The 23,515-nt window shown below is 60.0% G+C and carries 22 protein-coding genes; 6 read left to right on the forward strand and 16 right to left on the reverse strand.

Going from position 1 to position 23,515, the window contains the following annotated elements; translation table 11 throughout:
• Positions 1 to 111: 111 nt before the first annotated feature.
• The 5 genes from FHX09_RS10330 to FHX09_RS10350 form a co-directional block, all read right to left on the reverse strand.
• Positions 112 to 2,763 (reverse strand): AMP-binding protein, encoded by a 2,652-nt coding sequence (locus FHX09_RS10330; RefSeq protein ID WP_184449892.1) that lies wholly within the window; start codon positions 2,761 to 2,763, stop codon positions 112 to 114.
• Between the two features lie 136 nt (positions 2,764 to 2,899).
• Entirely contained in the window at positions 2,900 to 3,406 is a 507-nt protein-coding gene (locus FHX09_RS10335) for a GNAT family N-acetyltransferase (RefSeq protein WP_007794240.1), read from the reverse strand.
• 201 nt (positions 3,407 to 3,607) lie between these two features.
• Positions 3,608 to 5,428, reverse strand: coding sequence for a translational GTPase TypA (gene typA, locus FHX09_RS10340; RefSeq protein WP_007794244.1), 1,821 nt, complete (start codon positions 5,426 to 5,428; stop codon positions 3,608 to 3,610).
• 125 nt (positions 5,429 to 5,553) lie between these two features.
• On the reverse strand, positions 5,554 to 7,131 hold the full coding sequence (locus tag FHX09_RS10345; RefSeq protein WP_184449894.1) for an alkaline phosphatase D family protein: 1,578 nt from the start codon (positions 7,129 to 7,131) through the stop codon (positions 5,554 to 5,556).
• 269 nt (positions 7,132 to 7,400) lie between these two features.
• A complete protein-coding gene (locus FHX09_RS10350) occupies positions 7,401 to 9,488 on the reverse strand; it encodes a M3 family metallopeptidase (protein ID WP_132588589.1) in 2,088 nt (695 codons plus the stop codon).
• Between the two features lie 211 nt (positions 9,489 to 9,699).
• Here FHX09_RS10350 and FHX09_RS10355 point away from each other — a divergent pair, with 211 nt between their 5' ends.
• Positions 9,700 to 10,131 (forward strand): hypothetical protein, encoded by a 432-nt coding sequence (locus FHX09_RS10355; RefSeq protein ID WP_007794255.1) that lies wholly within the window; start codon positions 9,700 to 9,702, stop codon positions 10,129 to 10,131.
• A 2-nt stretch (positions 10,132 to 10,133) separates the two neighbouring features.
• Here FHX09_RS10355 and FHX09_RS10360 read toward each other — a convergent pair whose 3' ends face one another.
• On the reverse strand, positions 10,134 to 10,775 hold the full coding sequence (locus FHX09_RS10360; RefSeq protein WP_184449896.1) for a LysE family translocator: 642 nt from the start codon (positions 10,773 to 10,775) through the stop codon (positions 10,134 to 10,136).
• 203 nt (positions 10,776 to 10,978) lie between these two features.
• Here FHX09_RS10360 and FHX09_RS10365 point away from each other — a divergent pair, with 203 nt between their 5' ends.
• Positions 10,979 to 12,181, forward strand: a complete 1,203-nt coding sequence (locus FHX09_RS10365; RefSeq protein WP_183719681.1) for a multidrug effflux MFS transporter — start codon at positions 10,979 to 10,981, stop codon at positions 12,179 to 12,181.
• Positions 12,182 to 12,202: 21 nt separating this feature from the next.
• On the opposite strand, the gene FHX09_RS10370 is transcribed toward FHX09_RS10365, so the two are convergent.
• Positions 12,203 to 13,426: an argininosuccinate synthase gene (locus tag FHX09_RS10370; protein WP_007794266.1), complete on the reverse strand. Its 1,224-nt coding sequence runs from the start codon at positions 13,424 to 13,426 to the stop codon at positions 12,203 to 12,205.
• A gap of 187 nt (positions 13,427 to 13,613) precedes the next feature.
• On the opposite strand from FHX09_RS10370, the gene FHX09_RS10375 reads away from it, so the two are divergent.
• Together FHX09_RS10375 and FHX09_RS10380 are read left to right on the forward strand one after the other, a co-directional pair.
• Positions 13,614 to 14,468: an SDR family NAD(P)-dependent oxidoreductase gene (locus FHX09_RS10375; RefSeq protein WP_184449898.1), complete on the forward strand. Its 855-nt coding sequence runs from the start codon at positions 13,614 to 13,616 to the stop codon at positions 14,466 to 14,468.
• Between the two features lie 81 nt (positions 14,469 to 14,549).
• Complete coding sequence (locus tag FHX09_RS10380; RefSeq protein ID WP_007794273.1) at positions 14,550 to 15,191, forward strand: LysE family translocator; 642 nt, start codon at positions 14,550 to 14,552, stop codon at positions 15,189 to 15,191.
• Between the two features lie 13 nt (positions 15,192 to 15,204).
• On the opposite strand, the gene FHX09_RS10385 is transcribed toward FHX09_RS10380, so the two are convergent.
• The 5 genes from FHX09_RS10385 to FHX09_RS10405 all read right to left on the reverse strand — a co-directional run bounded on the left by FHX09_RS10385 (position 15,205) and on the right by FHX09_RS10405 (position 20,075).
• A complete protein-coding gene (locus tag FHX09_RS10385; RefSeq protein ID WP_007794276.1) occupies positions 15,205 to 15,999 on the reverse strand; it encodes an ABC transporter ATP-binding protein in 795 nt (264 codons plus the stop codon).
• Complete coding sequence (locus FHX09_RS10390) at positions 15,996 to 16,877, reverse strand: ABC transporter permease (RefSeq protein WP_007794280.1); 882 nt, start codon at positions 16,875 to 16,877, stop codon at positions 15,996 to 15,998. Before FHX09_RS10390 ends, FHX09_RS10385 begins: the two co-directional genes overlap by 4 nt.
• A gap of 122 nt (positions 16,878 to 16,999) precedes the next feature.
• Positions 17,000 to 17,953 (reverse strand): ABC transporter substrate-binding protein, encoded by a 954-nt coding sequence (locus FHX09_RS10395; protein ID WP_132588593.1) that lies wholly within the window; start codon positions 17,951 to 17,953, stop codon positions 17,000 to 17,002.
• Between the two features lie 94 nt (positions 17,954 to 18,047).
• Positions 18,048 to 19,283 (reverse strand): 23S rRNA (adenine(2503)-C(2))-methyltransferase RlmN, encoded by a 1,236-nt coding sequence (gene rlmN / locus FHX09_RS10400; RefSeq protein ID WP_132588594.1) that lies wholly within the window; start codon positions 19,281 to 19,283, stop codon positions 18,048 to 18,050.
• 228 nt (positions 19,284 to 19,511) lie between these two features.
• Positions 19,512 to 20,075 (reverse strand): invasion associated locus B family protein, encoded by a 564-nt coding sequence (locus tag FHX09_RS10405; protein WP_007794289.1) that lies wholly within the window; start codon positions 20,073 to 20,075, stop codon positions 19,512 to 19,514.
• Between the two features lie 334 nt (positions 20,076 to 20,409).
• Between FHX09_RS10405 and FHX09_RS10410 the strand changes: the two genes are divergently transcribed.
• The gene (locus tag FHX09_RS10410) at positions 20,410 to 20,970 is read left to right on the forward strand and encodes a sigma-70 family RNA polymerase sigma factor (protein ID WP_132588595.1); all 561 of its coding nucleotides are present in this window, start codon (positions 20,410 to 20,412) and stop codon (positions 20,968 to 20,970) included.
• A 5-nt stretch (positions 20,971 to 20,975) separates the two neighbouring features.
• Here the strand turns inward: FHX09_RS10410 and FHX09_RS10415 are convergent, their stop codons facing one another.
• Together FHX09_RS10415 and FHX09_RS10420 are read right to left on the reverse strand one after the other, a co-directional pair.
• Entirely contained in the window at positions 20,976 to 21,365 is a 390-nt protein-coding gene (locus FHX09_RS10415; RefSeq protein WP_007794295.1) for a YkvA family protein, read from the reverse strand.
• Positions 21,366 to 21,415: 50 nt separating this feature from the next.
• Positions 21,416 to 21,721, reverse strand: coding sequence for a 4a-hydroxytetrahydrobiopterin dehydratase (locus FHX09_RS10420; RefSeq protein ID WP_007794298.1), 306 nt, complete (start codon positions 21,719 to 21,721; stop codon positions 21,416 to 21,418).
• A gap of 35 nt (positions 21,722 to 21,756) precedes the next feature.
• On the opposite strand from FHX09_RS10420, the gene FHX09_RS10425 reads away from it, so the two are divergent.
• Entirely contained in the window at positions 21,757 to 22,257 is a 501-nt protein-coding gene (locus tag FHX09_RS10425; RefSeq protein ID WP_132588597.1) for a low molecular weight protein-tyrosine-phosphatase, read from the forward strand.
• Here FHX09_RS10425 and thpR read toward each other — a convergent pair.
• On the reverse strand, positions 22,164 to 22,757 hold the full coding sequence (gene thpR / locus FHX09_RS10430) for an RNA 2',3'-cyclic phosphodiesterase (protein WP_007794302.1): 594 nt from the start codon (positions 22,755 to 22,757) through the stop codon (positions 22,164 to 22,166). The two genes, FHX09_RS10425 and thpR, sit on opposite strands and share 94 nt — an antisense overlap.
• A gap of 68 nt (positions 22,758 to 22,825) precedes the next feature.
• Complete coding sequence (locus FHX09_RS10435; RefSeq protein WP_007794307.1) at positions 22,826 to 23,470, reverse strand: arylesterase; 645 nt, start codon at positions 23,468 to 23,470, stop codon at positions 22,826 to 22,828.
• Positions 23,471 to 23,515: the final 45 nt, after the last annotated feature.

The following is a 23,515-nucleotide window of genomic DNA, read 5'->3' on the forward strand; positions in this document are numbered from 1 at the left end:
AGCTTCCCTCTAAAGGTTAAGTCGATGGTTGCCAGATACTGGGAATCATCCCGCAAGGCAACACGCCAGTGTCGATTTGAGATCCGCCTGCGGGCGTCGGCAGGCCGACGTTCAGGGCGATACGCGGCTTCCGTGTTGTTCCCGCGCAAACGCCGCACCGGCTCCGAGCAGCGTTCTTCGTCGGCCTGCTGGCACGTAGCGCAGGCGACGGGCGAGTTGCCTCAACCCTCTCCACAACTGGTGGCCAAGCATCATTCGACGCTGCAGCCGGTAAGCAAGGATGCCGGTCACGAGGCCTGATGCCACCGAGATCGCGACCGGCAGCGGCGCCGTGAAGATCTTGGGATTGCCGGTATCAAATATGACTTCCGGCAGGATACGATGCAGCAGGTAGATGTGATAACTCGCAGTTGCGATCGAAAAGGACACGGCAGCAAGCAGTGCCGGCAGCCTGACCCGAGGCAGATAGAGAAGAACCGCGAGCACCGGCACCTGCATGCCGTAAAGGATCCAGGAGCCTGCCCAGTTTCCACCGGTATAGGCCATGAGCGGCATCACCGCGCACCCGGCGGCGATGACTGCAAGCCGTTTTCCCGCCGAATTCGCAAATGCCGCGCACCACCCGAAAACCGCAAGGTGCAGCACCCATGCAAGAGTGAATATCTGCCTTTGGCCAACTGGCCAGAGCGCTGGGATAACGAAGTGTGCGAGCACCGCAAAGGCCAGCAGCAGCATGCCGAAACGGAACGGATCCCTGACAGCGAAACGCCGAACAGGCGGCACCGCAAACAGGGTCCCCCAAAGCAGCAGAAGCTGCGCGAAGGCTTCCACGAACCAGTAGAGATAAGGCAGCATCTCGTGTCGCCCTGGCTGGGCGAAGCCGAGGTTTCCGACAAGAAACACCGAGGCCCATGGTATTGCGCCCCAGGCAATGCTGAAGCCAAGGACGACGAGGTAGTAGGGCCAGAGAACGAGACCGAGCGGCCGCAGGAAGCGCCTCAGATCGCCGGCGAAAAGCGCACTCGATTGGAAGCGTGCCAGTCCGTATCCGCACAGCACGAGCATTGTACCGGCACCGCCCGGAATCGGCCACGGCGTCGCGTGATGCAGCACGACCAGCAGAATTGCGATCGATTTCAGGAGGATATCGCTGGCGATCGTTCGTCGGGCGCTCGTCGAATGCGAAAAAGCCGACAGAGCGCCAACACTCATCTTTTCCCAGCCATCCGGCACCGTGCCGAGCAGCCGCTCAAGACCAACGGTAAGCTCAAGGTAACGCAGCGAATCTCCGCCAAGCTCTGCAAAGTTGTCCTGGGGCGAAACCTGCAGCGGGAAGAACACCTCGCGAAACAGGCTTATGACCGTTGCTTTCTCGCGTGCCGGCGGCTCTTCCATGCGCAAGCGAAGTTGTTCGTAGTCGATCTTGCCGTTGGCCAGCCGTGGCAATTCCCTAAGGGCGATCGCACGCACCTGCGGCAAGCCGATACATGCAACCATCGCCAGCGCCTCACGAACAACTTTCTCGTCTTGCGGGCCCGTAAAGGCCGCAAGCAACTGCTGGTCGTTGCCAACAACAGCGGCAGCAATACCTTTCGCAGCCAGCGCCGTTTCGAGCGCGTCGTGACCGAGACGGACACCGCCAATCTTCGACATCCGCCGCAGGCGGCCCGTGATTCGAAACAGGTCGTTCTCATCGCGCGTAGCAAGATCGCCGGTCCGAAGCTCCTCGATATCAGCGCCTCCCGCCAGGTCTTGACGCGCCTCGGCGTAGCCGAGCATGACGTTCGGTCCGCGATAGACGAGTTCCCCGGCAACGTCGGTGCCCGTGATCGTCACTCCCTGGTCGTCGACCAGCCACAGTTCACCGCCCGGCACCGCAATCCCGATCCGATCGGCACTGCCTGGCAGACGCTCGGGAGGGACATAAGCAATTCGCGCCGTCGCCTCTGTCTGCCCGTACATCACATAGAAGCGCTGCCCCGCACCCTGCAGCCAGCCATGATAACGTCGCACCGCCTCCGGCTCCATGCGTCCTCCGGCAACCGTCATGAAGCGAAGATCAGGATAGCGCTGTTGGCGAAATCCACGTTGCTCCAAGAGCTCGTAGGAATGCGGGACACCTGCAAAATTCGTGCATCGCGCTGCCCTGAAATCATCCAGGAATGTCGGCTCGAGGACTGATGTCCCGGGCATCCAGACAGCGGCACCGACCGCAAGGTGGGAATTGAGCACCGACAATCCGTAGGAATAATGAAATGGCAGGACCAGGGCGCCAATATCGCCCGGATGCAGGCCAAGATAGTCGGCGATCTGCTCTGCATTGGCGGCAACGGCCGTCTTCGACAATCTCACGGCCTTGCCACTGCCGGTACTCCCTGATGTCACAAGCATCAGGGCGAGATCAGCATGCATGGCCACATCACGGGAACCGAGATTTGTTTCGGTGAGCCGCCAGCGCCCGCCCTCGCGGCGGTAGACGATCTCGGGTGCAAATCGCTCCACGAAGGACGACGAGGCCACGCCGTCCTCCGGCGGCAACAGCGCCACGGCATGCCCGCCGGCAAGGGCCGCGAGATAGGCGATGATCGAATGCTCGGATTGTGCCGCCTCTATCGCGACAAGCTTCTTGCTCGTGCCTAATTCACGGCTTAGCGACGCAACACGATCTGCGAGTTCGCGATAGGTGATTGCAGGTCGGGACGACAACAAGAGGGCCGGCCTATCGCCCACGTGGTCGATACGCGTCCAAAAGCCATCCAACATGCTTGTTCTCCCACGCGCACCAAGAGCGTGAGCCGCGACTTATATAAGTTGAATATGATTTGCAAGTTTTAGCGACCGACAATTGCTGCCAGGCAAAGCGATTTCAGTGAAAAAGCTCCACTCAAAGCTCGGTGATTCAACCCCAGATAAAGCCGATTTTCTTTAACTGCTTTTGGTCGAAAGTTTCCATGCCTTCGCAATAGTCAACGCCGCCGTGGCTGCGATAGAACTGAGCGCCCGTCTCGTTTTCCTCGAGGCACCAGACAACCAGTCCATTGCAACCGAGCGACTTCAGAAGGCGCCTCGCTTCACCAAAAAGCAGGTGTCCGAGGCCAATCCCCTGGTACTCCGGTCGAAGATAGAGTTCGTAGATCTCGCCTTCCTGGGGAAGTGCACGGGCACGATTGAGGCCGAGTGTTGCGTAGCCTGCGACCGTGCCGGCGACGTCGAGAACGAGAAGCGTTGCGGGTCCGCGGGTGGCCTTGCGCCACCAATTCTCACCGCGACGCTCGATCATTTGCCGCAACGCACGATGCGGAATGATCCCCGCATAGGTGTGTTGCCACGCAAGCCGATGCACTTCCGATATGGCTCGGGAATCGTGCGGCTCGGCCCGCCGAACATCGATCGACAACGTCTTCATAACGCTTACTCTGGTCCGATTGTCGGCAATTAACCATATGCGCGCCGCGCATTCAGGCCCTTTGCCCACAGGCTTAAAATGTGGACGACAGCTGAAATTTAACGCTTTTTTAACTATTGCGACAAGCAAGATTCGGCAAACTGCACAAATAAAAAACCCCGGCACGAAGGCCGGGGTTGAAGCTTGAAAGACTTCAGTCGCTTAAGCGTACTTCGCCTTTTCCATGCGCTTGCGCTCGTTCGGGTCGAGGTACATCTTGCGCAGGCGGATCGACTTCGGCGTGACTTCGACCAGTTCATCGTCCTGGATCCAGGAGAGCGCGCGATCGAGCGTCATGCGGATCGGAGGCGTCAGCTTGACGGCTTCATCCTTGCCGGCTGCGCGGATGTTGGTCAGCTTCTTGCCCTTCAAGACGTTGACTTCGAGATCGTTGTCGCGGCTGTGGATGCCGATGATCATACCGGCATAGACCTTCTCGCCCGCGTCGATGATCATCGGGCCGCGATCTTCCAGGTTGAACAGAGCATAGGCGACAGCCTCGCCATTGTCGTTGGAAAGCAGCACGCCGTTGACGCGGCCGCCGATCTCACCCTTGTACGGCTGATAGTCATGGAACAGACGGTTCATCACCGCCGTCCCGCGCGTATCCGTCAGCAGTTCCGACTGGTAACCGATCAGGCCGCGCGTCGGCGCGAAGAACTTCAGACGGATGCGGTTGCCGCCCGACGGACGCAGCTCGGCCATTTCGGCCTTGCGCTCCGACATCTTCTGGACGACGACGCCGGAATGCTCTTCATCAACGTCGATAACGACTTCTTCGATCGGCTCCAGCATTTCGCCGGTCGCTTCGTCCTTGTGCATGACGACGCGCGGACGCGACACCGCCAGTTCGAAACCTTCGCGGCGCATCGTTTCGATGAGAACGGCAAGCTGCAACTCGCCGCGGCCGGAGACGAAGAACGAATCCTTTTCGGAGGATTCTTCGATCTTCAGCGCAACGTTGCCTTCGGCTTCCTTGAACAGACGGTCGCGGATGACGCGCGAGGTGACCTTGTCGCCTTCGGTGCCAGCATAGGGGCTGTCGTTGACGATGAACGACATGGTGACGGTCGGCGGATCGATCGGCTGCGCCTGCAGCGCCTCGGTGACCGAGGGATCACAGAAGGTATCGGCGACAGTGCCCTTGGAAAGACCGGCGATCGCGACGATGTCGCCGGCATGCGCTTCTTCGATCGGCTGACGCTCGATACCGCGGAAAGCCAGGATCTTGGAAATACGCCCGGTTTCGATCGTCTTGCCATCGGCGTGCAGAACCTTGACGGCCTGGTTCGGCTTGATCGAGCCGGAATTGATACGGCCGGTGATAATGCGGCCGAGGAAGGGGTTGGCTTCGAGGATCGTTCCGATCATCGTAAACGGACCTTCGTGAACCGTCGGCTCCGGAACATGCTCGAGCACGAGGTCGAGAAGCGGCGCCAGACCCTGGTCCTTCGGGCCTTCCGGGTTGACGTTCATCCAGCCGTCACGGCCCGAACCGTAGAGGATCGGGAAGTCGAGCTGCTCATCGGTCGCGTCGAGGTTTGCGAAGAGGTCAAAGACTTCGTTGATGACTTCTTCGTGGCGGCCGTCGGGACGGTCGATCTTGTTGATCGCGACGATCGGGCGAAGGCCGACCTTCAGCGCCTTGCCGACGACGAACTTCGTCTGCGGCATCGGGCCTTCGGAAGCGTCGACAAGAACGATCGCGCCATCCACCATCGAGAGAATACGCTCGACTTCGCCACCGAAGTCGGCGTGGCCGGGGGTGTCGACGATGTTGATGCGGACACCCTTCCACTCAACCGAGGTCGCCTTGGCAAGAATCGTGATGCCGCGCTCTTTTTCCAGGTCGTTGCTATCCATGACGCGTTCTGCGACGCGCTGGTTCTCGCGGAACGAGCCGGACTGTTTCAGGAGCTCGTCAACCAGTGTCGTCTTGCCATGGTCAACGTGCGCGATAATCGCGATGTTGCGAAGTGCCATATTTCTATATCTCTGAGGCTGGGGCGCCGCGCTGGGAGAAGGCGCCAATTTCATTTGGGCGGCTCATACAGTGTTTTTCGCTTTTGCGAAAGGGGGGGACGCCGGATTGCCTGCCATGCATGTCGTCAACTCGATATCTGCGGGTCGAGGGTCATCCGCCACAGTTCCGTATCGTTCCGGTCCATCAACCTCACGGTCAGTTGCTCGGTCTGCCCGTCGATGTCGACGAGCCCGAAGAACTGCATGCCGGCCGACGGCGGCAAGTTCTGCTCCGAGCCGCCAGGCGCTGCTTTCATGAACTTCACCTGTGGCCCGAAGGTCATGTCGAGTTGCTGCGGACCGTAGGTTCCCGAATGGAGAGGACCTGCCACAAATTCCCAGAACGGCAGGAACTCCCGGAACTTCGCCTTGCCGGGATCGTAGTGGTGCGCAGCGGTATAGTGTACGTCAGCCGTCAGCCAGATCATGTTGGATATGGCGGCATCGCGGATGAACCGCAGCAAATCGGCAAACTCCACCTCGCGGCCGAGCGGGGCACCATCATCACCATTCGAGATCGACTCGTTGCCGCTCCGGTGGCCGTAGTCGTCCCAGATCACCAGTCCGATCGGCAGATCGCAGGCAATCACTTTCCAGGTCGCCGTCGAGCGAACCAGTTCGCGCTTCAGCCATGCCACCTGGCGCTCGCCCAGCAGACGGGAGCTGTCAGAGAAGGTGGCATCAACGCCAAGGCTGTTGGGACCGCGATAAGCGCGCAGGTCCACGAAGAAGACGTCGAGCAATGGACCATAGGAGATTTTGCGGTAGATGCGGCCAGGCTCATCGGCGACATAGCGGATTGGTGCCATTTCGTGAAAGGCGCGGCTGGCGCGACCGGCGAGTGTCGTGACGGATTTTTCCGTATAGCGGTCGTCGTCGCGAAGGTCGGTCGATGGCGACCAATTGTTCAGCACCTCATGATCGTCCCATTGATAGAAGACGGGACAGACCGCGTTGAATTGCTTCACGTGATTATCGAGCAAGTTGTAGGCCCATTGCCCGCGAAACTGGTCGAGCGTCTGGGCGATGTCGCGCTTTGCCTCGGTGACGATCCTGTTTTTCCAGACACTGCCGTCTCGCAGCTTGATTTCATCAGGCATCGGATTGTCGGCGTAGATCGTATCGCCGGAGTGGATCATGAAATCCGGACGGTGATAGGCGATCGTCTGATAGGTGCGCATGCCCTCGTCGTCGATGCCCCAGCCCTGACCAGCCGTATCGCCCGACCAAGCGAAGCGGATGCTGCGCTTGCCCGATGGCGCCGTTCGAAACTGACCCAGGATAGGCTCCGAAAGATCGTTGATATCCTGCAGGTCGGCCGCACGGAAGCGGTAGAATATGTCCTGGTCAGGCGGAAGATCCTCAAGCAGCAGCTTCCCGGCAAGACCGGTTTGTGGCGTGACGTCTATGGGCGTGATGCGCACCGCATTGGCGAACCTGTCGCTCGTCGAGTATTCGACATGCAGTCGCGCGGGCCGGTCCAGCTGCGTCCAGATCACGCCGGAGCTGACATCAATGTCGCCGGACTGGACGCCGGATGTGAAGACCGGACGACTGGAGGAACCACGCGCATAATAGGGCATCGCCAGCCCTGCCAGTGAAAATCCGCCGACCGCTCCCATGGACGATAGGAAGCGCCGGCGGGTCGTTTCGTTCAGTTTCATGCCAAGGTGTGTCCGGCTTGCTCGAGCGGGAGAGAGCCTCCCGCGCCGAACCTATGGCGGTCGTCATGTCATCTTCTTGAAGACGGCATGACGGTTTTTCGAAACTTCCGCGACAGTTTTGTTAAGCGAGAGGCCCGGCAGGGAAGCCGAAATGCGTGCTGCGTGAAAATCGTTATTCCGCGGCCAGCCCGCTAGGACGCAGCAGGCTGAGCAGAGGAGCGCCGGCTGCGTCATGATCGGGATGGCGAAGAGGCACAATCCAGGACCTGTTAGGCATCACTGCCGGACAGTTCCTCGAAGGTCGCAAGCCCCTTCTTCACCAGCATTGCATCCGGGCTCGGCAGCTTGCCACGGAAAGCCTTGTAAGCATCCTCGGGATCGATCGCGCCGCCGACGGAGTAGATGTTGTCTTTCAGCTTGGCGGCCATCTCGCGATTAAACGCGTCGCCGGTTTCCTCGAAGGCGGCAAAGGCGTCAGCATCGAGAACCTCGGACCACATGTAGGAATAGTAGCCGGCCGAATAACCGCCGGAGAAGATGTGCTGGAAGTGCGGCGAGGCATGACGCATGACGATCGACTTCGGCATGCCAAGCTCGGACAGCACCTCGCACTGCACAGCCATCGGATCCTCGACCTTGTCGCGGGTGTGGAACGCCATGTCGACGAGCGCGGAGGAGGTGAATTCAACCGTATTGAAACCGGAATTGAAGGTGCGTGCGGCCAGAACCTTGTCGAGCAACGCCTGCGGCATCGACTCGCCGGTTTCGAAATGCACGGCATATTGCTTCAGGATCGCAGGCACCGTTAGCCAGTGCTCGTAAAGCTGTGACGGCAATTCTACGAAATCACGCGAGACGCCCGTGCCCGACACCGACGGATAGGTGACGTTCGACAGCATCCCGTGCAGCGCATGACCGAACTCGTGGAACAGCGTGCGTGCATCGTCGAGCGAAAGGAGCGCCGGCTTGCCTTCGGCGGGCTTCGCGAAATTGCAGACATTGTAGATGATCGGCAATTCGCCGTTGCGACCGTTCTTCAACGGCAGCTTGTGCTGCGATTGGAACGAGCTCATCCAGGCGCCGGAGCGCTTCGAGCTACGGGCAAAGTAATCGCCAAGGAAGAGTGCCACCAGCCTGTCCTCGCGGTCGCGGATTTCGAAGACGCGAACATCAGGATGGTAGGCCGGAACGCCCTTCTTCTCGACAGCGCGAATGCCGAACAGCCGGCCGGCGACGTCGAAGCAGGCGTCGATAATCTTCTCGAGCTGCAGGTAGGGCTTCAGCTCGGCCTCGGAAAAATTGTACCGCTGCCCCCGGATCTTCTCGGCATAGTGCCGCCAATCCCAGGGCATGACGTCGTGGTTCTTGCCTTCGTCCGCAATCAGCCTGGCGATGTCTGCCTCTTCCTCGCCGGCGCGCTTGACCGCCTTCGTCCATACCTCCTGAAGCAGGTGGTTCACGGCATCCGGCGTCTTCGCCATTGTGTTGTCGAGCTTCAATTCCGCGAAGTTGCCGTAACCGAGGAGCTTTGCCACCTCGTCGCGAAGCGCAAGTGTATCGCGGATGATACCGCGATTGTCGGTCGCGCCATCGTTCTCGCCGCGCGCAACCCAAGCCTTGAAGGCCTGCTCACGCAGATCCCGCCGTTCGGAGAAGGTGAGGAACGGTTCGATGATTGAGCGCGACAGGGTAACGGCAAATTTGCCCTCCTCGCCTCGCTCGCGCGCAGCCGCCGCCATCGCATCCTTCAGGAACTCGGGGATACCCTCGAGGTCGGCCCCGTCGGAAAGGATGAGCGCCCAGCTCTTTTCATCGGCGAGCACGTTCTGCCCGAACTGGGTGCCAAGACCGGCAAGCCTTTCGTTGATGCCCGCGAGCTTCTCCTGCTCGGCTTTCGGCAGCTTCGCACCCGATTTGACGAAGCCTTTCCAGTGCCGTTCCAGCACGCGCGTCTGCTCCAGCGTCAGGCCAAGGCTTTCACGCGCTTCCCACAGGGCATCGATGCGGGCAAAGAGTGCGGCGTTCATGCCGATCTTGGAGTAATGGCGCGACATCTTCGGCGAGATGTCCCGTTCCAGCGCTTGGATCGTATCGTTGGTGTGAGCACCCGCCCTGTTCCAGAACAATGCCGATACGCGTGACAGCTCATCGCCCGCGATCTCGAGAGCAACGACGGTATTCTCGAATGTCGGCGCCTCCGGATTGCCCGCGATCGCGTCGATCTCCTTCTCATGCGCGGCAAGCGCAGCATCAAAGGCGGGACCAAAGTCGCCGTCATTGAGTGCATCGAAACGCGGCAGGCCGTGGAGACCGTTCCATTCGACGAGTGCGGGGTTGAATTCTGGTGTGGAAGGCATGCGGAGATCCTTTGTGGCAGGCAACTGAACAGGCAATATAGGGATGCGCACCCGCAATTGGTATTGCCGATCAGGCGCACATCTCCCGGCCTGACTGCGAATAAGTTCATGGCAAGAAATGATGCATAAGAATTAACTGATCGTTAACGATTGACGCACGTTCGCCACGCGCGGTAGTTTCACGATCATCCTTTTGCAGTGGATACGCGCCATGGAAATCCTTTCTGTGCGGTCTTCGCCGAATTTCCTTTTCAGAAGAAACCAAGATAATCCAAGCAGTTACAACGAATTAGAAGCGCAGCTGGGCACAACAACGAAGGCTTCGACGGCGTTCCATATCGATGAAACGAGCGCAGATACGCCTGATTTTTCCGCGATCAGTGCCAGTGAACTGCGCCAGTATGCAAGGCAGAGCTTCGATGCCGGCGCAATCGATCAGGATACATTCGCCGCCATTTCCGAGCCGCTGCCGATGCGAACGATCGATCCATCAGGCAACATTCTCGACCTGTCCGCCGTTACCGACGCGACGAGCTTCAATTTCCGGGACTACTACAAAGACCAGCTGCAGATCGCGACATCGATCGGTGACCGGGAAACAGTGGAACGGCTGAATTCCGTCGTCAGCTTCCTCGACGTCTGATCTCAGGCTTTCCGCCATCCGAGCAGGCCGGGCGTCGCATGCCAAAGGGCCTGCGCTGCGAAACCCATGAACAGGACGCCGGAGCAGCGGACGATCAACCGCTCGTGCGCTCGATAGAATCGCCGGACGGTTCCCGCGCCAATGACGGTGATCAGGATCATGTCCGCCACGATGAAGCCCAGGAACGAAACCGCCAGCAGAACCGGCAGCGTGTGAAACTGCAGTGCGCTTGCCGAGCCGGCAACGAGCGCAGTGAACGTCGCGAGCGCGACCGGATATCCCTTCGGATTGGTCACGCCGAAGATCAGGCCGCGACGGAACGGTCGCTCCACGACCATCAATGCCTGCCCCTCACCCTTCGGCTTTGCGCGCACCGCATTCCAGCCGATCCAGGCGAGGTAGAAACCGCAGAGAAGCCCGAGCGCGTCGAAGACAAAAGTGCCGATCGTCTTGGCGCCGATGATCGCGATCAGTGCCAGCGACGCCCAGAGCAGATCGCCGACCAGATGGCCGCCGACGAACAGCGCGCCGGCGCGGCGTCCCTGCCCCGCACCGATACCAAGCAGCGCGAGGAAGGCAGGCCCTGGAATGAGCACGTAGAGAAGAGCTGCCAGAAAGGCGCCCGCGAGCAGGGATTGGGTCATCAACAAACTCCAGAAGGGACCGCCGCAGCTTATGCGCCAATAGAAAGGCGTCAAGCTGTAAGCCGACCCGTGAGATTTTTCAATTGCCGGATCACGCAGCTTCCGACAGAAGGAAAAGCGGCCGCCCTCGTGCGGATCGCGCATGTCACCAAAGACCGAGTACCCCTATGCCCCCATTCCGGATGAGCGAACGGCGAACGAGTATGCTCGGTGCGCTTCTCGCAACCATCGGCCCGATCTCGATGTCGATTTACACGCCGGCGATGCCCGAACTCGTCCATGCGTTCCAGACGTCCGATTCGGCAATCAAGATGACGCTCTCCGTCTATTTCGCCGGCTTCTCTGTGGCGCAATTGCTTGCAGGTCCGCTTTCGGATGCCTTTGGCCGGCGTGCGGCGACGCTCCTGTTTGTCGGCATCTATGTCGTCGGCAGCCTGCTTGCTGCCTTCGCGCCCGGCATCGAATGGCTGCTCGCTGGCCGCCTGATCCAGGGCGTTGGCGCCTCCGTCGGGATTACGGTTGCCCGCGCCATCGTGCGCGACCAGTTCACCGGAACCCAAGCCTCGCGCATCATGAACCTGATCGGCATCATGATCGCCATTGGACCGGCGGCCGCACCGACGATTGGTGGATTGGCACTTGCCGCTTTCGGCTGGCAATCCGTCTTCTTCCTTCTGATCGGCTTCGGACTCCTGATCTGTTTTGGAGTGATCGTGTTCATGCGCGAAACGAGCGTGCCGGATCCGCGCCGCGCGCTCCCGGTTCCGCTGCTTCGCGCCTATCTGGAGCTTGCACGCGAAAGCCGCTTCGTCTCCGCCTCGCTCGTGCTCGGTGGCTCGATCGGCGCACTCTACGCACAGGCGACGCTGCTCCCCTTTATCCTCATCAAGGTCGTCGGCCTTTCACCGACAGCCTTTGGCTTGGGCATGCTGATGCAGTCCGGTTCCTACTTCCTGGGCTCCGTCTGCCTTCGTTATGCGGCGCCGCGCTTGGGCGGCGACGGTTCCGTGCGCGTCGGGCTTGGGCTACTCGGGCTCGCCGGCATCATGATTGCGCTGTCCGTCCACTTCGTGACGCCCTCCTATCTCTCGATCATGGGGCCGATCGCGTTCCTGGCCTTCGGATTGGCTTTCCTAACGCCACACATGACGACATCGGGCCTCTACCCCTTCCCGCATATCGCCGGCTCGGCCTCGGCAATGATGGGCTTCATTCAGATGGGCGGCGGATTTGCCGGCGGCGTCGCGGGTTCGCTGATCGGCATGCCACTCCTCGCCTTCGGAACGGTGATCCCGATCATGGCGCTGATTTCGATTGCAAGCTATGTCTGGTTCGTGCGTGCCTCGCAACGCACCGCAACGCCACAACAGGCGAATGAAGAAAGCCCGCACGAGGCGGGCCTTTGATCTCTTGCGCTCTGCTCTCGATTACTTCGAGAGGTTGCGTTTGGCGAGTGTGCGCAGGCGCAGCGCGTTCAGCTTGATGAAGCCGGCGGCGTCCTTCTGGTCGTAGGCGCCCTGGTCGTCTTCGAAGGTAACGAGCTTGTCGGAGTAGAGCGACTTCGGGCTTTCGCGGCCGATGACCATGACGTTGCCCTTGTAGAGCTTCAGCGTCACTTCGCCTTCGACATGCTCCTGGCTCTTGTCGATCAGCGCCTGCAGCATCTCGCGCTCCGGCGAGAACCAGAAGCCGTAGTAGATGAGCTCGGCGTAGCGCGGCATGATCTCGTCCTTGAGGTGCGCGGCACCGCGGTCGAGCGTGATGGATTCAATCGCGCGATGCGCGGCAAGCAGGATCGTACCGCCGGGCGTTTCGTAAACGCCGCGCGACTTCATGCCGACGAAGCGGTTTTCCACGAGGTCGAGGCGGCCGATACCGTTGTCGCGGCCGTAATTGTTGAGCGTAGCAAGCAGCGTCGCTGGGCTCATACGGACGCCATTGATCGAAACCGCGTCACCCTTCTCGAAGCCGACCTTGATGATCGTCGCCTTGTCAGGCGCGGCTTCCGGCGAGATCGTGCGCATGTGCACGTATTCGGGCGCTTCCTGAGCGGGATCTTCCAGAACCTTGCCCTCGGACGACGAGTGCAGCAGGTTGGCGTCGACGGAGAACGGCGCCTCACCCTTCTTGTCCTTGGCAACCGGGATCTGGTGCGCTTCGGCAAAGGCCAGCAGATCGGTGCGGCTCTTGAACGCCCAGTCGCGCCATGGCGCGATGATCTTGATGTCCGGGTTCAAAGCATAGGCGGAGAGTTCGAAACGAACCTGGTCGTTGCCCTTGCCGGTGGCGCCATGCGCGATCGCATCGGCGCCGGTCTTGCGGGCGATATCGATCAGGTGCTTGGAGATCAGCGGGCGTGCGATCGAGGTGCCGAGCAGATAGACGCCCTCATAGACGGCATTGGCGCGGAACATCGGGAAGACGAAGTCCTTGACGAACTCTTCGCGAACGTCCTCGATGTAGATTTCCTTGATGCCGAGCATCTCGGCTTTCTTGCGCGCCGGCTCCAGCTCTTCGCCCTGACCGAGATCGGCCGTGAATGTCACGACTTCTGCACCGAGTTCGGTCTGCAGCCACTTCAGGATGATCGAGGTGTCGAGGCCGCCGGAATAGGCGAGGACAACTTTCTTTACGTCTTTGTGCGATGCCATGATGATGAGGTCCGTTGCAAAAGGGCAGCGGCAAGCCCGCCAAGCCCGGTATGGCTGGGCACTTTTAGCGAGATCGGCGCAGGACGCAAGGGCAACGCCGACCACGGGCGGCGCGGATATTGTTTGACAGGCCGAAAGCGCAACCCATATCTGCCAGCGTCCGCACAACGCTGAGGAGTGGCTGGCCGTGACCAAAATCCAAGACGTCATCAAGAAATCCAATGTCGCCGTCATCACCGGCGGTGCTTCCGGCATCGGGCTTGCCGCGGCGAAACACTTTGCCCGGGTGGGCATGAGCGTCGCCATTGCCGATCTAGGCGGCGACCGGCTTGCGGAGGCGGCAAAGGAACTGAAATCGATCTCCGGCGAAGAGAACGTGCTCGCCGTTGAAACCGACGTTGCGCAGAAGGACTCGCTGGAAGCGCTCGAGCGGACGGTGATCCAGCGCTTCGGCCGAGTGCATATTCTCATGAACAATGCCGGCATCGGCCCCGAGACGTCGATTTTCAGCGCCCAGGCCGATTGGGACAGCATCGTCGGCGTCAACTTGCTTGGCGTCATCAATGGAACGCGGACCTTCGGCCAGCATATGCTCTCGCACGGCGAACCCGGTCTTATCATCAACACCGGTTCCAAGCAGGGCATTACCACGCCGCCCGGCAATCCGGCCTACAACGTCTCGAAGGCCGGCGTGAAGGTGTTCACCGAAGCGCTCGAGCATGAATTGCGCAACACCGAAGGCTCGAAGATCTCTGCCCATTTGCTGATTCCCGGCTTCGTCTTCACCGGCCTCACCAAGGGCGATCGTGCCGAAAAGCCGGCCGCCGCATGGACTCCCGAACAGACGGTCGACTTCATGATCGAAAGCCTGGAACGTGGCGACTTCTATATCCTCTGCCCGGACAACGACGTCGCCCGCGCGGTGGACGAACGCCGCATGGCCTGGGCGATGGGTGACATCATCGAGAACCGCCCGCCGCTGTCGCGCTGGCACAAGGATTATGCCGACAAATTCAAGGCCTATCTCGAGCGGCAGGAATAGGTCGTATTAGAAGGTTTGATTAGACATTTTCTGGAAGCCGGGTAAAAACGGTCGACGTTTTCCGGCTTTCAGAGTGTACCCATGGACTTCCTGCCCAGCTTTCCGACGCTTCTCGCCTTCGCAGCCGCGACCCTTCTGCTTGCTGCGACGCCTGGCCCCGACATGACTCTGTCAATCAGCCGCGCGCTGGCGCAGGGCAAGAAGGCGGCACTGTTCGTCGTCCTCGGCACGAGCCTCGGCATCGTGGTCCACACCATGCTGGTCGCCTTCGGTGTTTCGGCGCTGATTACAGCTTCGCCGACGGCCTTCCTGATCCTGAAGACCGGCGGTGCCGCCTACCTGCTTTGGCTTGCCGTCCAGGCGATCCGCTATGGCTCGAAGTTTTCGGTCAACAAGGTGGAAGCCTCAAAGGGCACGCCGCTTGCCAATATTTCCTCGGGCTTCTGGGTCAACCTCCTGAACCCCAAGGTCATCATCTTCTTCATGACCTTCCTGCCGCAGTTCGTCAGCGCCGGCGACCCGGCGGTGACGCAGAAGCTACTGTTTCTCGGCTTCTGCTTCATCGTGATCGGCATGCCGGTGAACGCTGCCGTCGTCTTCGCGGCCGACTGGCTGGCCGGATGGCTGCAGAGCAACAAGAAGATTCTGCGCGGCATGGATCTTACCTTCGCCGGCGTCTTCTCCGTCTTCGCGGCAAAAATCCTGCTGACCCAGGCGCGCTGATCCGGTAACCGGATCAGCCGATCAGCAGCGCATCGTCATCCAAGGTCTGGCCGCGCATCTTGCGGAACATGGCAATCAAGTCTTCGACCTGCAGCGTCTTGCGGCTGTCGCCGCTGACGTCGAGAACGATCTCGCCACCATGCAGCATGATCGTGCGGTGCCCATAGTCGAGCGCTTGACGCATGGAGTGGGTGACCATCAACGTCGTCAGCTTGCGCTCCGAAACGATTTTCTGCGTGAGGCCCATCACGAACTCGGCCATGCCAGGATCGAGCGCCGCCGTATGCTCGTCGAGCAGCAGCACTTCGGAACCGGCAAGTGTCGCCATGACCAGCGACACCGCCTGCCGCTGGCCGCCGGAAAGCAAATCCATGCGATCCCGCATCCGGTTCTCGAGTCCGAGATTAAGTTCGCTGATACGCTCGCGGAAAAGCTCGCGCCGTTTCGGACCCAGCGCCGAGGCGAGACCACGCTGCTCACCACGACGCGCCGCAAGCGCAAGATTTTCCTCGATCGAAAGCGAGCCGCAACTTCCCGTCAGCGGATCCTGGAAGACGCGGGCGACGAGGCCGGCGCGGGCAGCCGTGGACTTGCGCGTGACATCGGCATGGCCGATCAGCACCTGGCCTTCGCTGGCAAGCACATCGCCGGCAAGCACGCCGAGAAGCGTCGACTTGCCCGCGCCGTTCGAACCGATGACGGTGACGAACGAGCCTTCCTCAATCGTCAGGCTGACACCGTTCAGCGCCTGCTTTTGCAGCGGCGTACCCTTGCCGAAGACGACCTTGATATCCTTGAGTGTAATCACGATGCCGTACCTCCGCGGCGAAGGCGGGGAAGAATGAGCGCGATCGTCACCAGCACCGCCGTCACGAAATTAAGGTCCGAAGCCTGCAACCCGATAACGTCAGTCGAGAGCGCGAGCTGGATGGCGATACGATAGAGGATCGAGCCGAGCACGCAGCCGATCAAGGCGATCAGCAGCCCGCGCCGGCCGAGCAGCGTTTCGCCGATGATGACGGCCGCGAGGCCGACAACGATTGTACCAACACCCGAGGTGACATCGGCAAAGCCGTTCGTCTGCGCAAACAGTGCGCCGCCGAAAGCGACCAGCGCGTTGGAGATCGCCATGCCGAGATAGATCTGGCGGCTCGTGTCCACGCCCTGCGCGCGGGCCATACGGGGATTGGCACCGGTCGCGCGCATCGCCAGACCCGAGTCGCTTTCCAGAAAGCGCCAGACGAGGATCACGGCGACAACGACGAGGACGCCAACGAAGAGCGGGCGAACGTAGAAATCACGCAGCCCGTGACCGAAGAACGGGCTGATCATCGTATCCGCATTGATCAGCGCGACGTTCGGCTTGCCCATCACACGCAGGTTGACCGAGAAGAGCGCGATCATCGTCAGGATCGACGCCAGCAGGTTGAGGATCTTGAACCGTACATTGAGCATCGCGGTAACAATACCGGCCGCAGCCCCCGCGACCATGGCAATGAGCGCAGCAAGCCAGGCATTGACTCCCGCAATGATGAGAACCGCCGTTACCGCAGCGCCCAGCGGGAAGGAGCCGTCAACCGTCAGATCAGGAAAATCCAGCACACGAAATGCGAGGTACACGCCGAGCGCTACGAAGGCATAGACCAACCCCAGCTCCACGGCTCCCCAGAATGCGATCTGACTCAAGGCTCTTGCCCTCTCTTCTGACTCGTCCCGACTGTTGCGGGACCCAGGCTTTTAATACCATCAGCCGCCCCCGCCTAAAACGGGAGCGGCTGGACGGCAGGTTTCTCAAAAATACGCGGCGATCAGTCGATCGTCTTCGTCGCGCGCTTCAAGACGCTTTCCGGCAGCGTCACGCCCATCTTCGTGGCAGCGCCCTTATTGACCACCAGATCGCTACCAGCGGCAACCTTTACCGGAATATCGCCCGGGTTTTCGCCCTTAAGGATACGAACGACGATTTCGCCGGTCTGCTTGCCGACATCGTAATAATTGAAGCCGAGCGCAGCGATTGCACCGCGCGAGACGGAGTCCGTATCCGCAGTGAAGAGCGGCAGCTTGCTTTCTTCGGCAACGGCGACGGCACCTTCGAGCGCGGAAATGATTGTATTGTCGGTCGGGATGTAGATGGCATCGGCACGGCCGACGAGCGCGCGGGCCGCACCCTGCACCTCCGCGGACTTGGTGGCAGCCGACTCGACAACCTTCAGGCCGGCCTTCTCGGCTTCCGTCTTCAGAACGGCGAGCAGCGACACCGAGTTGGCTTCGCCTGAGTTGTAGAGGTAGCCGATCGTTTTAACGTTCGGCAGGATTTCCTTGATGAGCGCAAGGTGCTCGGCAACCGGCGACATGTCGGACAGGCCGGTAACGTTGCCACCCGGCCTCTCCATGTCCTTGACGAGCTGCGCGCCGAGCGGATCGGATACAGCGGTGAACACCACCGGGATGTCACGTGTTGCGGAAACGACAGCCTGTGCGGAAGGCGTGGAGATCGGCACGATGACGTTAGGGCCTTCGCCGGCGAACTGGCGGGCGATCTGTGCTGCGGTTGCCGGATTACCCTGGGCAGACTCGAACATGAACTTCAGGTTCTCGCCTTCCTTGTAGCCTGCCGCCGTCAGCACATCGAGGACACCTTTGCGTGCGGCGTCGAGTGCCGGATGCTCGACGATGGCCGTGACTGCGACGGTCACATCTTCGGCCTTGGCAGGCAGAGTCAAGGCCAGCGTCGCCGCGACAGCAAGCAAAATGGAACGCATTGGGTATCCTCCTGATATGATTTTGGCCTGCTTCTAGGAAAAGCAGGCCATGAAATCAATCATTAGAAAACACTGAACGGATCAAACTTGCTGATCAGTCGTCCGCGCCGTGATTGGCGATCATCATCGCTTCGAAGGCCAATCGTTCGGTCTTGCGCATCCGCTCCGAGTCCGACTTCAGCTGGCCGCAGGCTGCGAGAATGTCGCGGCCGCGCGGCGTCCGGATCGGCGAGGCATAGCCGGCGGAGTTGATGAAATCGGCAAACTTCTCGATCTGCGCCCAGTCCGAACACTGGTAATTGGTGCCCGGCCACGGATTGAACGGAATGAGGTTGATCTTCGCCGGCACACCCTTCAGCAGCTGAACGAGACCCTTGGCATCCTCCAGGCTATCGTTGACGTCCTTGAGCATCACATATTCGAAGGTGATGCGACGGGCGTTCGACAAGCCAGGATACTTCCGGCAGGCGTCGATCAGTTCCTTCAGCGGGTATTTCTTGTTGATCGGCACCAGGATGTCGCGCAGGTCGTCGCGCACGGCGTGCAGCGAAATTGCCAGCATCACGCCAATTTCATCGCCAGTGCGGAAGATTTCAGGCACGACGCCTGACGTCGACAGCGTGACGCGGCGCTTGGAGAGCGACAGGCCGTCGCCATCGGTGGCGATCAGCAACGCCTGCTTCACGGCATCGAAATTGTAGAGCGGCTCACCCATGCCCATCATCACGATGTTGCTGACCTTGCGGCCTTCCGCTGGCATGATGGTACCTTGCGGCGCCTCGCGGTCCGGGAAGTCACCGAGCCGATCGCGAGCCAGCAGAAGCTGCGAGAGAATTTCTTCCGCCGTCAGGTTGCGCACCAGACGTTGCGTTCCGGTATGACAGAAGGAACAGGTCAGCGTGCAGCCCACCTGGCTTGAGATGCAAAGCGTCCCACGACCCTCTTCCGGAATATAGACGGCCTCGATCTCAACCGGACGCCCCGCGCCGCGCGCCGGGAAACGCAGCAGCCACTTGCGGGTGCCGTCGTTGGAAACCTGCTCCTCGACAATTTCAGGACGCGCGATGGTGAAATGCTGCTTCAGCATCTCGCGCATGTCCTTGGCGACATTCGTCATGTGATCGAAATCGGAGACGCCGCGCACGTAGATCCAGTTCCAGAGCTGGGCGACGCGCATCTTGATCTGCTTGTCCGGCACGCCTCTTTCGCGCAGCGCAGCACCCATCTCCTCGCGGCTGAGGCCGATCAGCGAGGGCTTCAGCCCAGCATCAGCACCGCTGATCGCAGCCCCCAAAGGCTTGGTAACGGTCATCGCATCCATGACGGACATAGTCTCTAATCCCGAATTCAACATGCGACCGTCCCGGAAAGCCGGATGACTTGCAGGTACGAAGGGCATGGTGGCAAAAATTGAATGCGGAGCATACGGCAAGGACCGCGATCTATCCGCTGTTGCGCGGGCCTTTAGCATCATTTTTGCCGCGCGTCACTATAGATGGAAAACGACAAAAGCCGGCGCAAGGCCGGCCTTTGAATTCAAAGAACAATCCCGAACCGCTTATTTGCAGCCTTCGACCTGCTTCAGCGCGGCGGAAATGCCGGAAAGCGAATAGCTGTAGGAAGTCGAAGTACCCTTGCGCGATGTCGCGTTGACGGTCATCGCGTGGCCGCTCTTCATGGCTGCGACGAGCGCCGGCTCCTGAGCTGCATTCTCGACCCAGCCGGCCTTGTCCTTGGTGAACATCACGAAGGTCTTGTTGTCGATGACAACATCGATCTTCGAGTTTTCCTTGACGGTGTAACCCATCATCGCCTGCGGCTCGTAGGAAATGTTCTGGCCGGGGCGCTGCGAAACGATAAAGAAGTTATCACCGTGATCGATGCCGGCTGGCTTCTTTTCCGTCGGCACGGACAGAACGTAGCAGACGGTGTTCGCGCCGGACTTGTAGGAGTAAGCGCCCCAAGCCTGGAACTGCTGGATGCGTGTCGGCGCTGTCGAAGCCGGCGTTGCCTGCTGCTGCGGTGCCTGCGCCGCAGGCTGCGACTTCCTGGTCTGAGCGGATGCAATGCCGGCGCCGGCTAGAGCGAGGGAAAGGGCGATTGCGGTACTTCTAAGAAACATGGATATCCTGCCGGTTCTTGCGATTCGAGCCCGAAGCGAACGGGCGGCGCATAATCACGATCTGCTTTATTTTGACTTAATTCAGGTTACCAAAGCGTCAACAGGGACTGCGAGAAGTCCCTGCCTGTGCCATTTTCGCCCAAGTGTCAACGTCGGGCGCAGGCGCCTCGCCCGTGATGACGTGATACCGAGTGCGCACACAGACCATCGTCATGAATGAATTTAAGACATAAAGATTCAGGCAAGAGTTTGACCTTTTGAGAAACCGTTGTACGTCAATAAGCATTAGAAATCCGTTGGAGAATTCGCCGGGTTAGGGGACTTTGGACGGGACATGAATGCCGAGGAGAAACAGCGCTTCGCCGACCTCGCCAGGGCCGTTGCGGACCGCCGTGACCAAGAGGCATTCGCCGTGCTGTTCGATTACTTCGCGCCGCGCCTCAAATCCTGGTTACTGCGCCAAAGGATGGCTAGCAACGAGGCAGACGAACTCGTTCAGGAAGTGATGATCGTGCTCTGGCATAAGGCTGAGCTCTACGACGCGGCGAGATCATCGCTGTCGACCTGGCTGTTTCGCATCGCCCGCAATCGCCGGATCGATCTTCAGCGCCGCGCGAGGACCCGCATCCTGGATGGTGCAGACCCGGCATTGCAACCGGTCGCCGAAATTGCCGCCGACGAAATTCTCGCCAACGACGATCGAGACGCCCATGTGCGCAAAGCCGTCAGCCAGCTCCCCGAAGAGCAACGCGAAATGCTCCGCGCCGCGTTCTTTCTCGGCCAATCCCATTCGCAGATTGCTGAGGCGACGGGCTTGCCGCTCGGCACCGTAAAGTCCCGTATCCGGCTTGCCTTCGGAAAGCTCCGGAAGGCCCTTGAGGCTGAAAGCGCCTGACGCGGCTAGATCGTCTTCATGCCTTCAGGCTTGTCGGCGAGCGCACGGTCCGCTGCCTCATAGTGCCTCGGCTGCAGGTGCCTGCTGACCATTGCGAAGGCGGCGGAGAGGACTGCCACGTCGTCCGAAAACCCGATCACGGCAAAAACATCAGGGATCATATCGATTGGCATGACGAAATAAGCAAGCGCAGCCAGAAGCACGCCGCGCACCCTTGTCGGCGTCTGCGGATCCATCGCGCAGTAGAATGCGGCGACGACATCGCGCGCGAAGGGAATCTGCCGCACGGCCTTCTTGAAGGTCGGCCAGAATTTCTTGCGCACAGTCTGTTCGCGCCGGCTTTGCGTATCATCGTCGCCCGGCAGAAGGATCTCACCGAATTTGACGTCGTCCATCCCGATTGGTCCTTTCGTTCACGCGCACATATGTGATGGCTGTACCGGATTCAATCAAGCCGGCGTGCTGCCGCCTTCTCCATCGCTGCCGCTAGCCGGAAGTCAAGCTCGGTCAGGCCGCCGGCATCATGGGTGTTGAGTTTCACCTCGACGCGCGAATAGACATTGAACCATTCCGGATGATGATTGAGCCGTTCTGCCGCAAGCGCCGCTTCCGTCATGAAGCCGAAAGCCTCGACGAAATTGCGAAACTTGAAGCTTCGCGATATCGACGTGCCAGTGTCATTGAGCGACCAGCCGTCAAGCTTGGCAAGTTCGGCGGCGATGGCTTGCCGTTCCAGTTTTTCCCGTTTCATGCGATTGTCCCTCCTCTTTCCATCATGGACCACAGATGAAACGCATTAGCATCCTGTTTGTTTGCATGGGCAATATCTGCCGTTCTCCCCTTGCCGAGGGTATCTTCTCGCATCTTGTCGACGCCGCTGGTCTGGCTGATTGTTTCGAAATCGATTCGGCCGGCACCGGTGGCGGGCACGAGAGCGAGCATCCGGATCGGCGTTCGATCGCAACAGCCAGAGGTCACGGGATAGACATCTCCCGACAACGCGCCCGTCGGATAACGACGGAGGATTTCAGCCATTGCGACCTGATACTCGCGATGGATCGCGTAAATATCGCCGAACTGCATCGGATGCGCCCGGAAGCCACAAACATCCGCCTGTTCGGCGAGTTTGCGCTCGAAACCGGCGAGGATATACCCGACCCATACTACGGCAGCAGGGACGAGTTCGAACTTGTCTACGCTAGGCTCTTTACCGGCTGCAGGAAGCTGCTGGAGGCGCTGGGCACAGACAATGCCTCGTGGAGCGGGAAGACCTCTTCCGTGAGGTAAGGCCCGCCGCCAACCGATTCCCTCGATGACAGCAGGACGAAGCGGGGAACAGTGAAGGCCGAGGTCTGAAAGTTGCCGCGGCCAGCGAGGTAATGCACCACATCATCGACCCGCGACGATTTCAGCCGCGCCAGCGTGACATGCGGCGTGAACTTGCGAGGATCCGGCGGCAATCCGATGCGCTGGCAGATCCGCTCGATTTCCGCTTGAAGCGCATACATCTCCGGCGAAGGCGAGACGCCGGCCCAGACCGAATGCGGCTTCTTGGATCCGAATGCGCCGATACCATCAAGGCGGATCTGGAATTCGGGGCGGTCGATGCGGTCAAGCCGATCGACAATTTCGTCTGCCGTCCGTCCATCGACATCGCCGATGAACCGCAAAGTGATGTGGTAATTTTCCACATCAATCCATCTTGCACCAGGGAGACCACCGCGCAGCAATGAGAGGCTCATCGCGACATTGCGCGGAATTTCGAGGGCGGTAAACAGTCTCGGCATAACGAGCACTCCCCGAATCTATTGCAGGTGCTCACACGGAATCACGCATTGGGCACCTGTGCAAGCCCCTAATTCTTCACAGTAGAAATCGTTCCCAAGAATTGCGTGATAGCCGGCTCCATCTTTTCGACCATCACATCGACCCCCTTGCTGTTGGGGTGCATCCCATCTTCGAGCTTCAAACCAGCCGCAAGGGCGACGCCGTCGAGAAAGAAGGGATAGAGCGCAACACCATGTTTTTGCGCGAGTTTCGGGTAGATCGCATTGAAGCGTGCGGCATAGTCGCCACCCATGTTCGGCGGCGCCAGTATACCGACAAGAAGAACGGCAATGCCGCGTTCCTTTAGCCGGACAATCATCTGGTCGAGATTCTTTTCACTTTCTTCGGGAGGGATGCCACGCAGTGCATCATTGCCGCCGAGTTCGAGAATTACGCCATCGGTACCGTCGGGAACCGACCAATCGATTCGTGCCAGACCGCCGGTCGTCGTGTCCCCGGAGACCCCCGCATTGGCGATCGATATATCGACCCCTTTGGCTTTCAGAGCTGCTTGCAGTTTTTCTGGAAACCCGTCGCCGGGAGGAAGCTGGTAGCCTGCCATCAGGCTGTCCCCAAAGCCGACAAGGCTGATTGTCCTTGCATTGGCTGTGACTGAGAACATCAGCGAGGCAACAATGACGGCGATGTGAAGGCCGGCAACTTTAAATCTCATTCCGCTTTCCCTAGATTGGCAAGACGATCGGCATCTATATAGGGC

Source organism: Rhizobium sp. BK538 (assembly GCF_014197575.1).
Classification (GTDB): Bacteria; Pseudomonadota; Alphaproteobacteria; order Rhizobiales; family Rhizobiaceae; genus Rhizobium.

Coding starts and splice junctions, on each gene's coding strand:
- FHX09_RS10330 (WP_184449892.1), bottom strand. CDS start 2,763: ATGTTGGATGGCTTTTGGACGCGTATCGACCACGTGGGCGATAGGCCG.
- rlmN (WP_132588594.1), bottom strand. CDS start 19,283: ATGTCCGTCATGGATGCGATGACCGTTACCAAGCCTTTGGGGGCTGCG.
- FHX09_RS10350 (WP_132588589.1), bottom strand. CDS start 9,488: ATGCCTTCCACACCAGAATTCAACCCCGCACTCGTCGAATGGAACGGT.
- FHX09_RS10345 (WP_184449894.1), bottom strand. CDS start 7,131: ATGAAACTGAACGAAACGACCCGCCGGCGCTTCCTATCGTCCATGGGA.
- FHX09_RS10420 (WP_007794298.1), bottom strand. CDS start 21,721: ATGAAACGGGAAAAACTGGAACGGCAAGCCATCGCCGCCGAACTTGCC.
- FHX09_RS10360 (WP_184449896.1), bottom strand. CDS start 10,775: ATGACCCAATCCCTGCTCGCGGGCGCCTTTCTGGCAGCTCTTCTCTAC.
- FHX09_RS10365 (WP_183719681.1), top strand. CDS start 10,979: ATGCTCGGTGCGCTTCTCGCAACCATCGGCCCGATCTCGATGTCGATT.
- FHX09_RS10415 (WP_007794295.1), bottom strand. CDS start 21,365: ATGGACGACGTCAAATTCGGTGAGATCCTTCTGCCGGGCGACGATGAT.
- FHX09_RS10425 (WP_132588597.1), top strand. CDS start 21,757: ATGAAACGCATTAGCATCCTGTTTGTTTGCATGGGCAATATCTGCCGT.
- FHX09_RS10335 (WP_007794240.1), bottom strand. CDS start 3,406: ATGAAGACGTTGTCGATCGATGTTCGGCGGGCCGAGCCGCACGATTCC.
- FHX09_RS10355 (WP_007794255.1), top strand. CDS start 9,700: ATGGAAATCCTTTCTGTGCGGTCTTCGCCGAATTTCCTTTTCAGAAGA.
- typA (WP_007794244.1), bottom strand. CDS start 5,428: ATGGCACTTCGCAACATCGCGATTATCGCGCACGTTGACCATGGCAAG.
- thpR (WP_007794302.1), bottom strand. CDS start 22,757: ATGCCGAGACTGTTTACCGCCCTCGAAATTCCGCGCAATGTCGCGATG.
- FHX09_RS10410 (WP_132588595.1), top strand. CDS start 20,410: ATGAATGCCGAGGAGAAACAGCGCTTCGCCGACCTCGCCAGGGCCGTT.
- FHX09_RS10380 (WP_007794273.1), top strand. CDS start 14,550: ATGGACTTCCTGCCCAGCTTTCCGACGCTTCTCGCCTTCGCAGCCGCG.
- FHX09_RS10370 (WP_007794266.1), bottom strand. CDS start 13,426: ATGGCATCGCACAAAGACGTAAAGAAAGTTGTCCTCGCCTATTCCGGC.
- FHX09_RS10405 (WP_007794289.1), bottom strand. CDS start 20,075: ATGTTTCTTAGAAGTACCGCAATCGCCCTTTCCCTCGCTCTAGCCGGC.
- FHX09_RS10395 (WP_132588593.1), bottom strand. CDS start 17,953: ATGCGTTCCATTTTGCTTGCTGTCGCGGCGACGCTGGCCTTGACTCTG.
- FHX09_RS10435 (WP_007794307.1), bottom strand. CDS start 23,470: ATGAGATTTAAAGTTGCCGGCCTTCACATCGCCGTCATTGTTGCCTCG.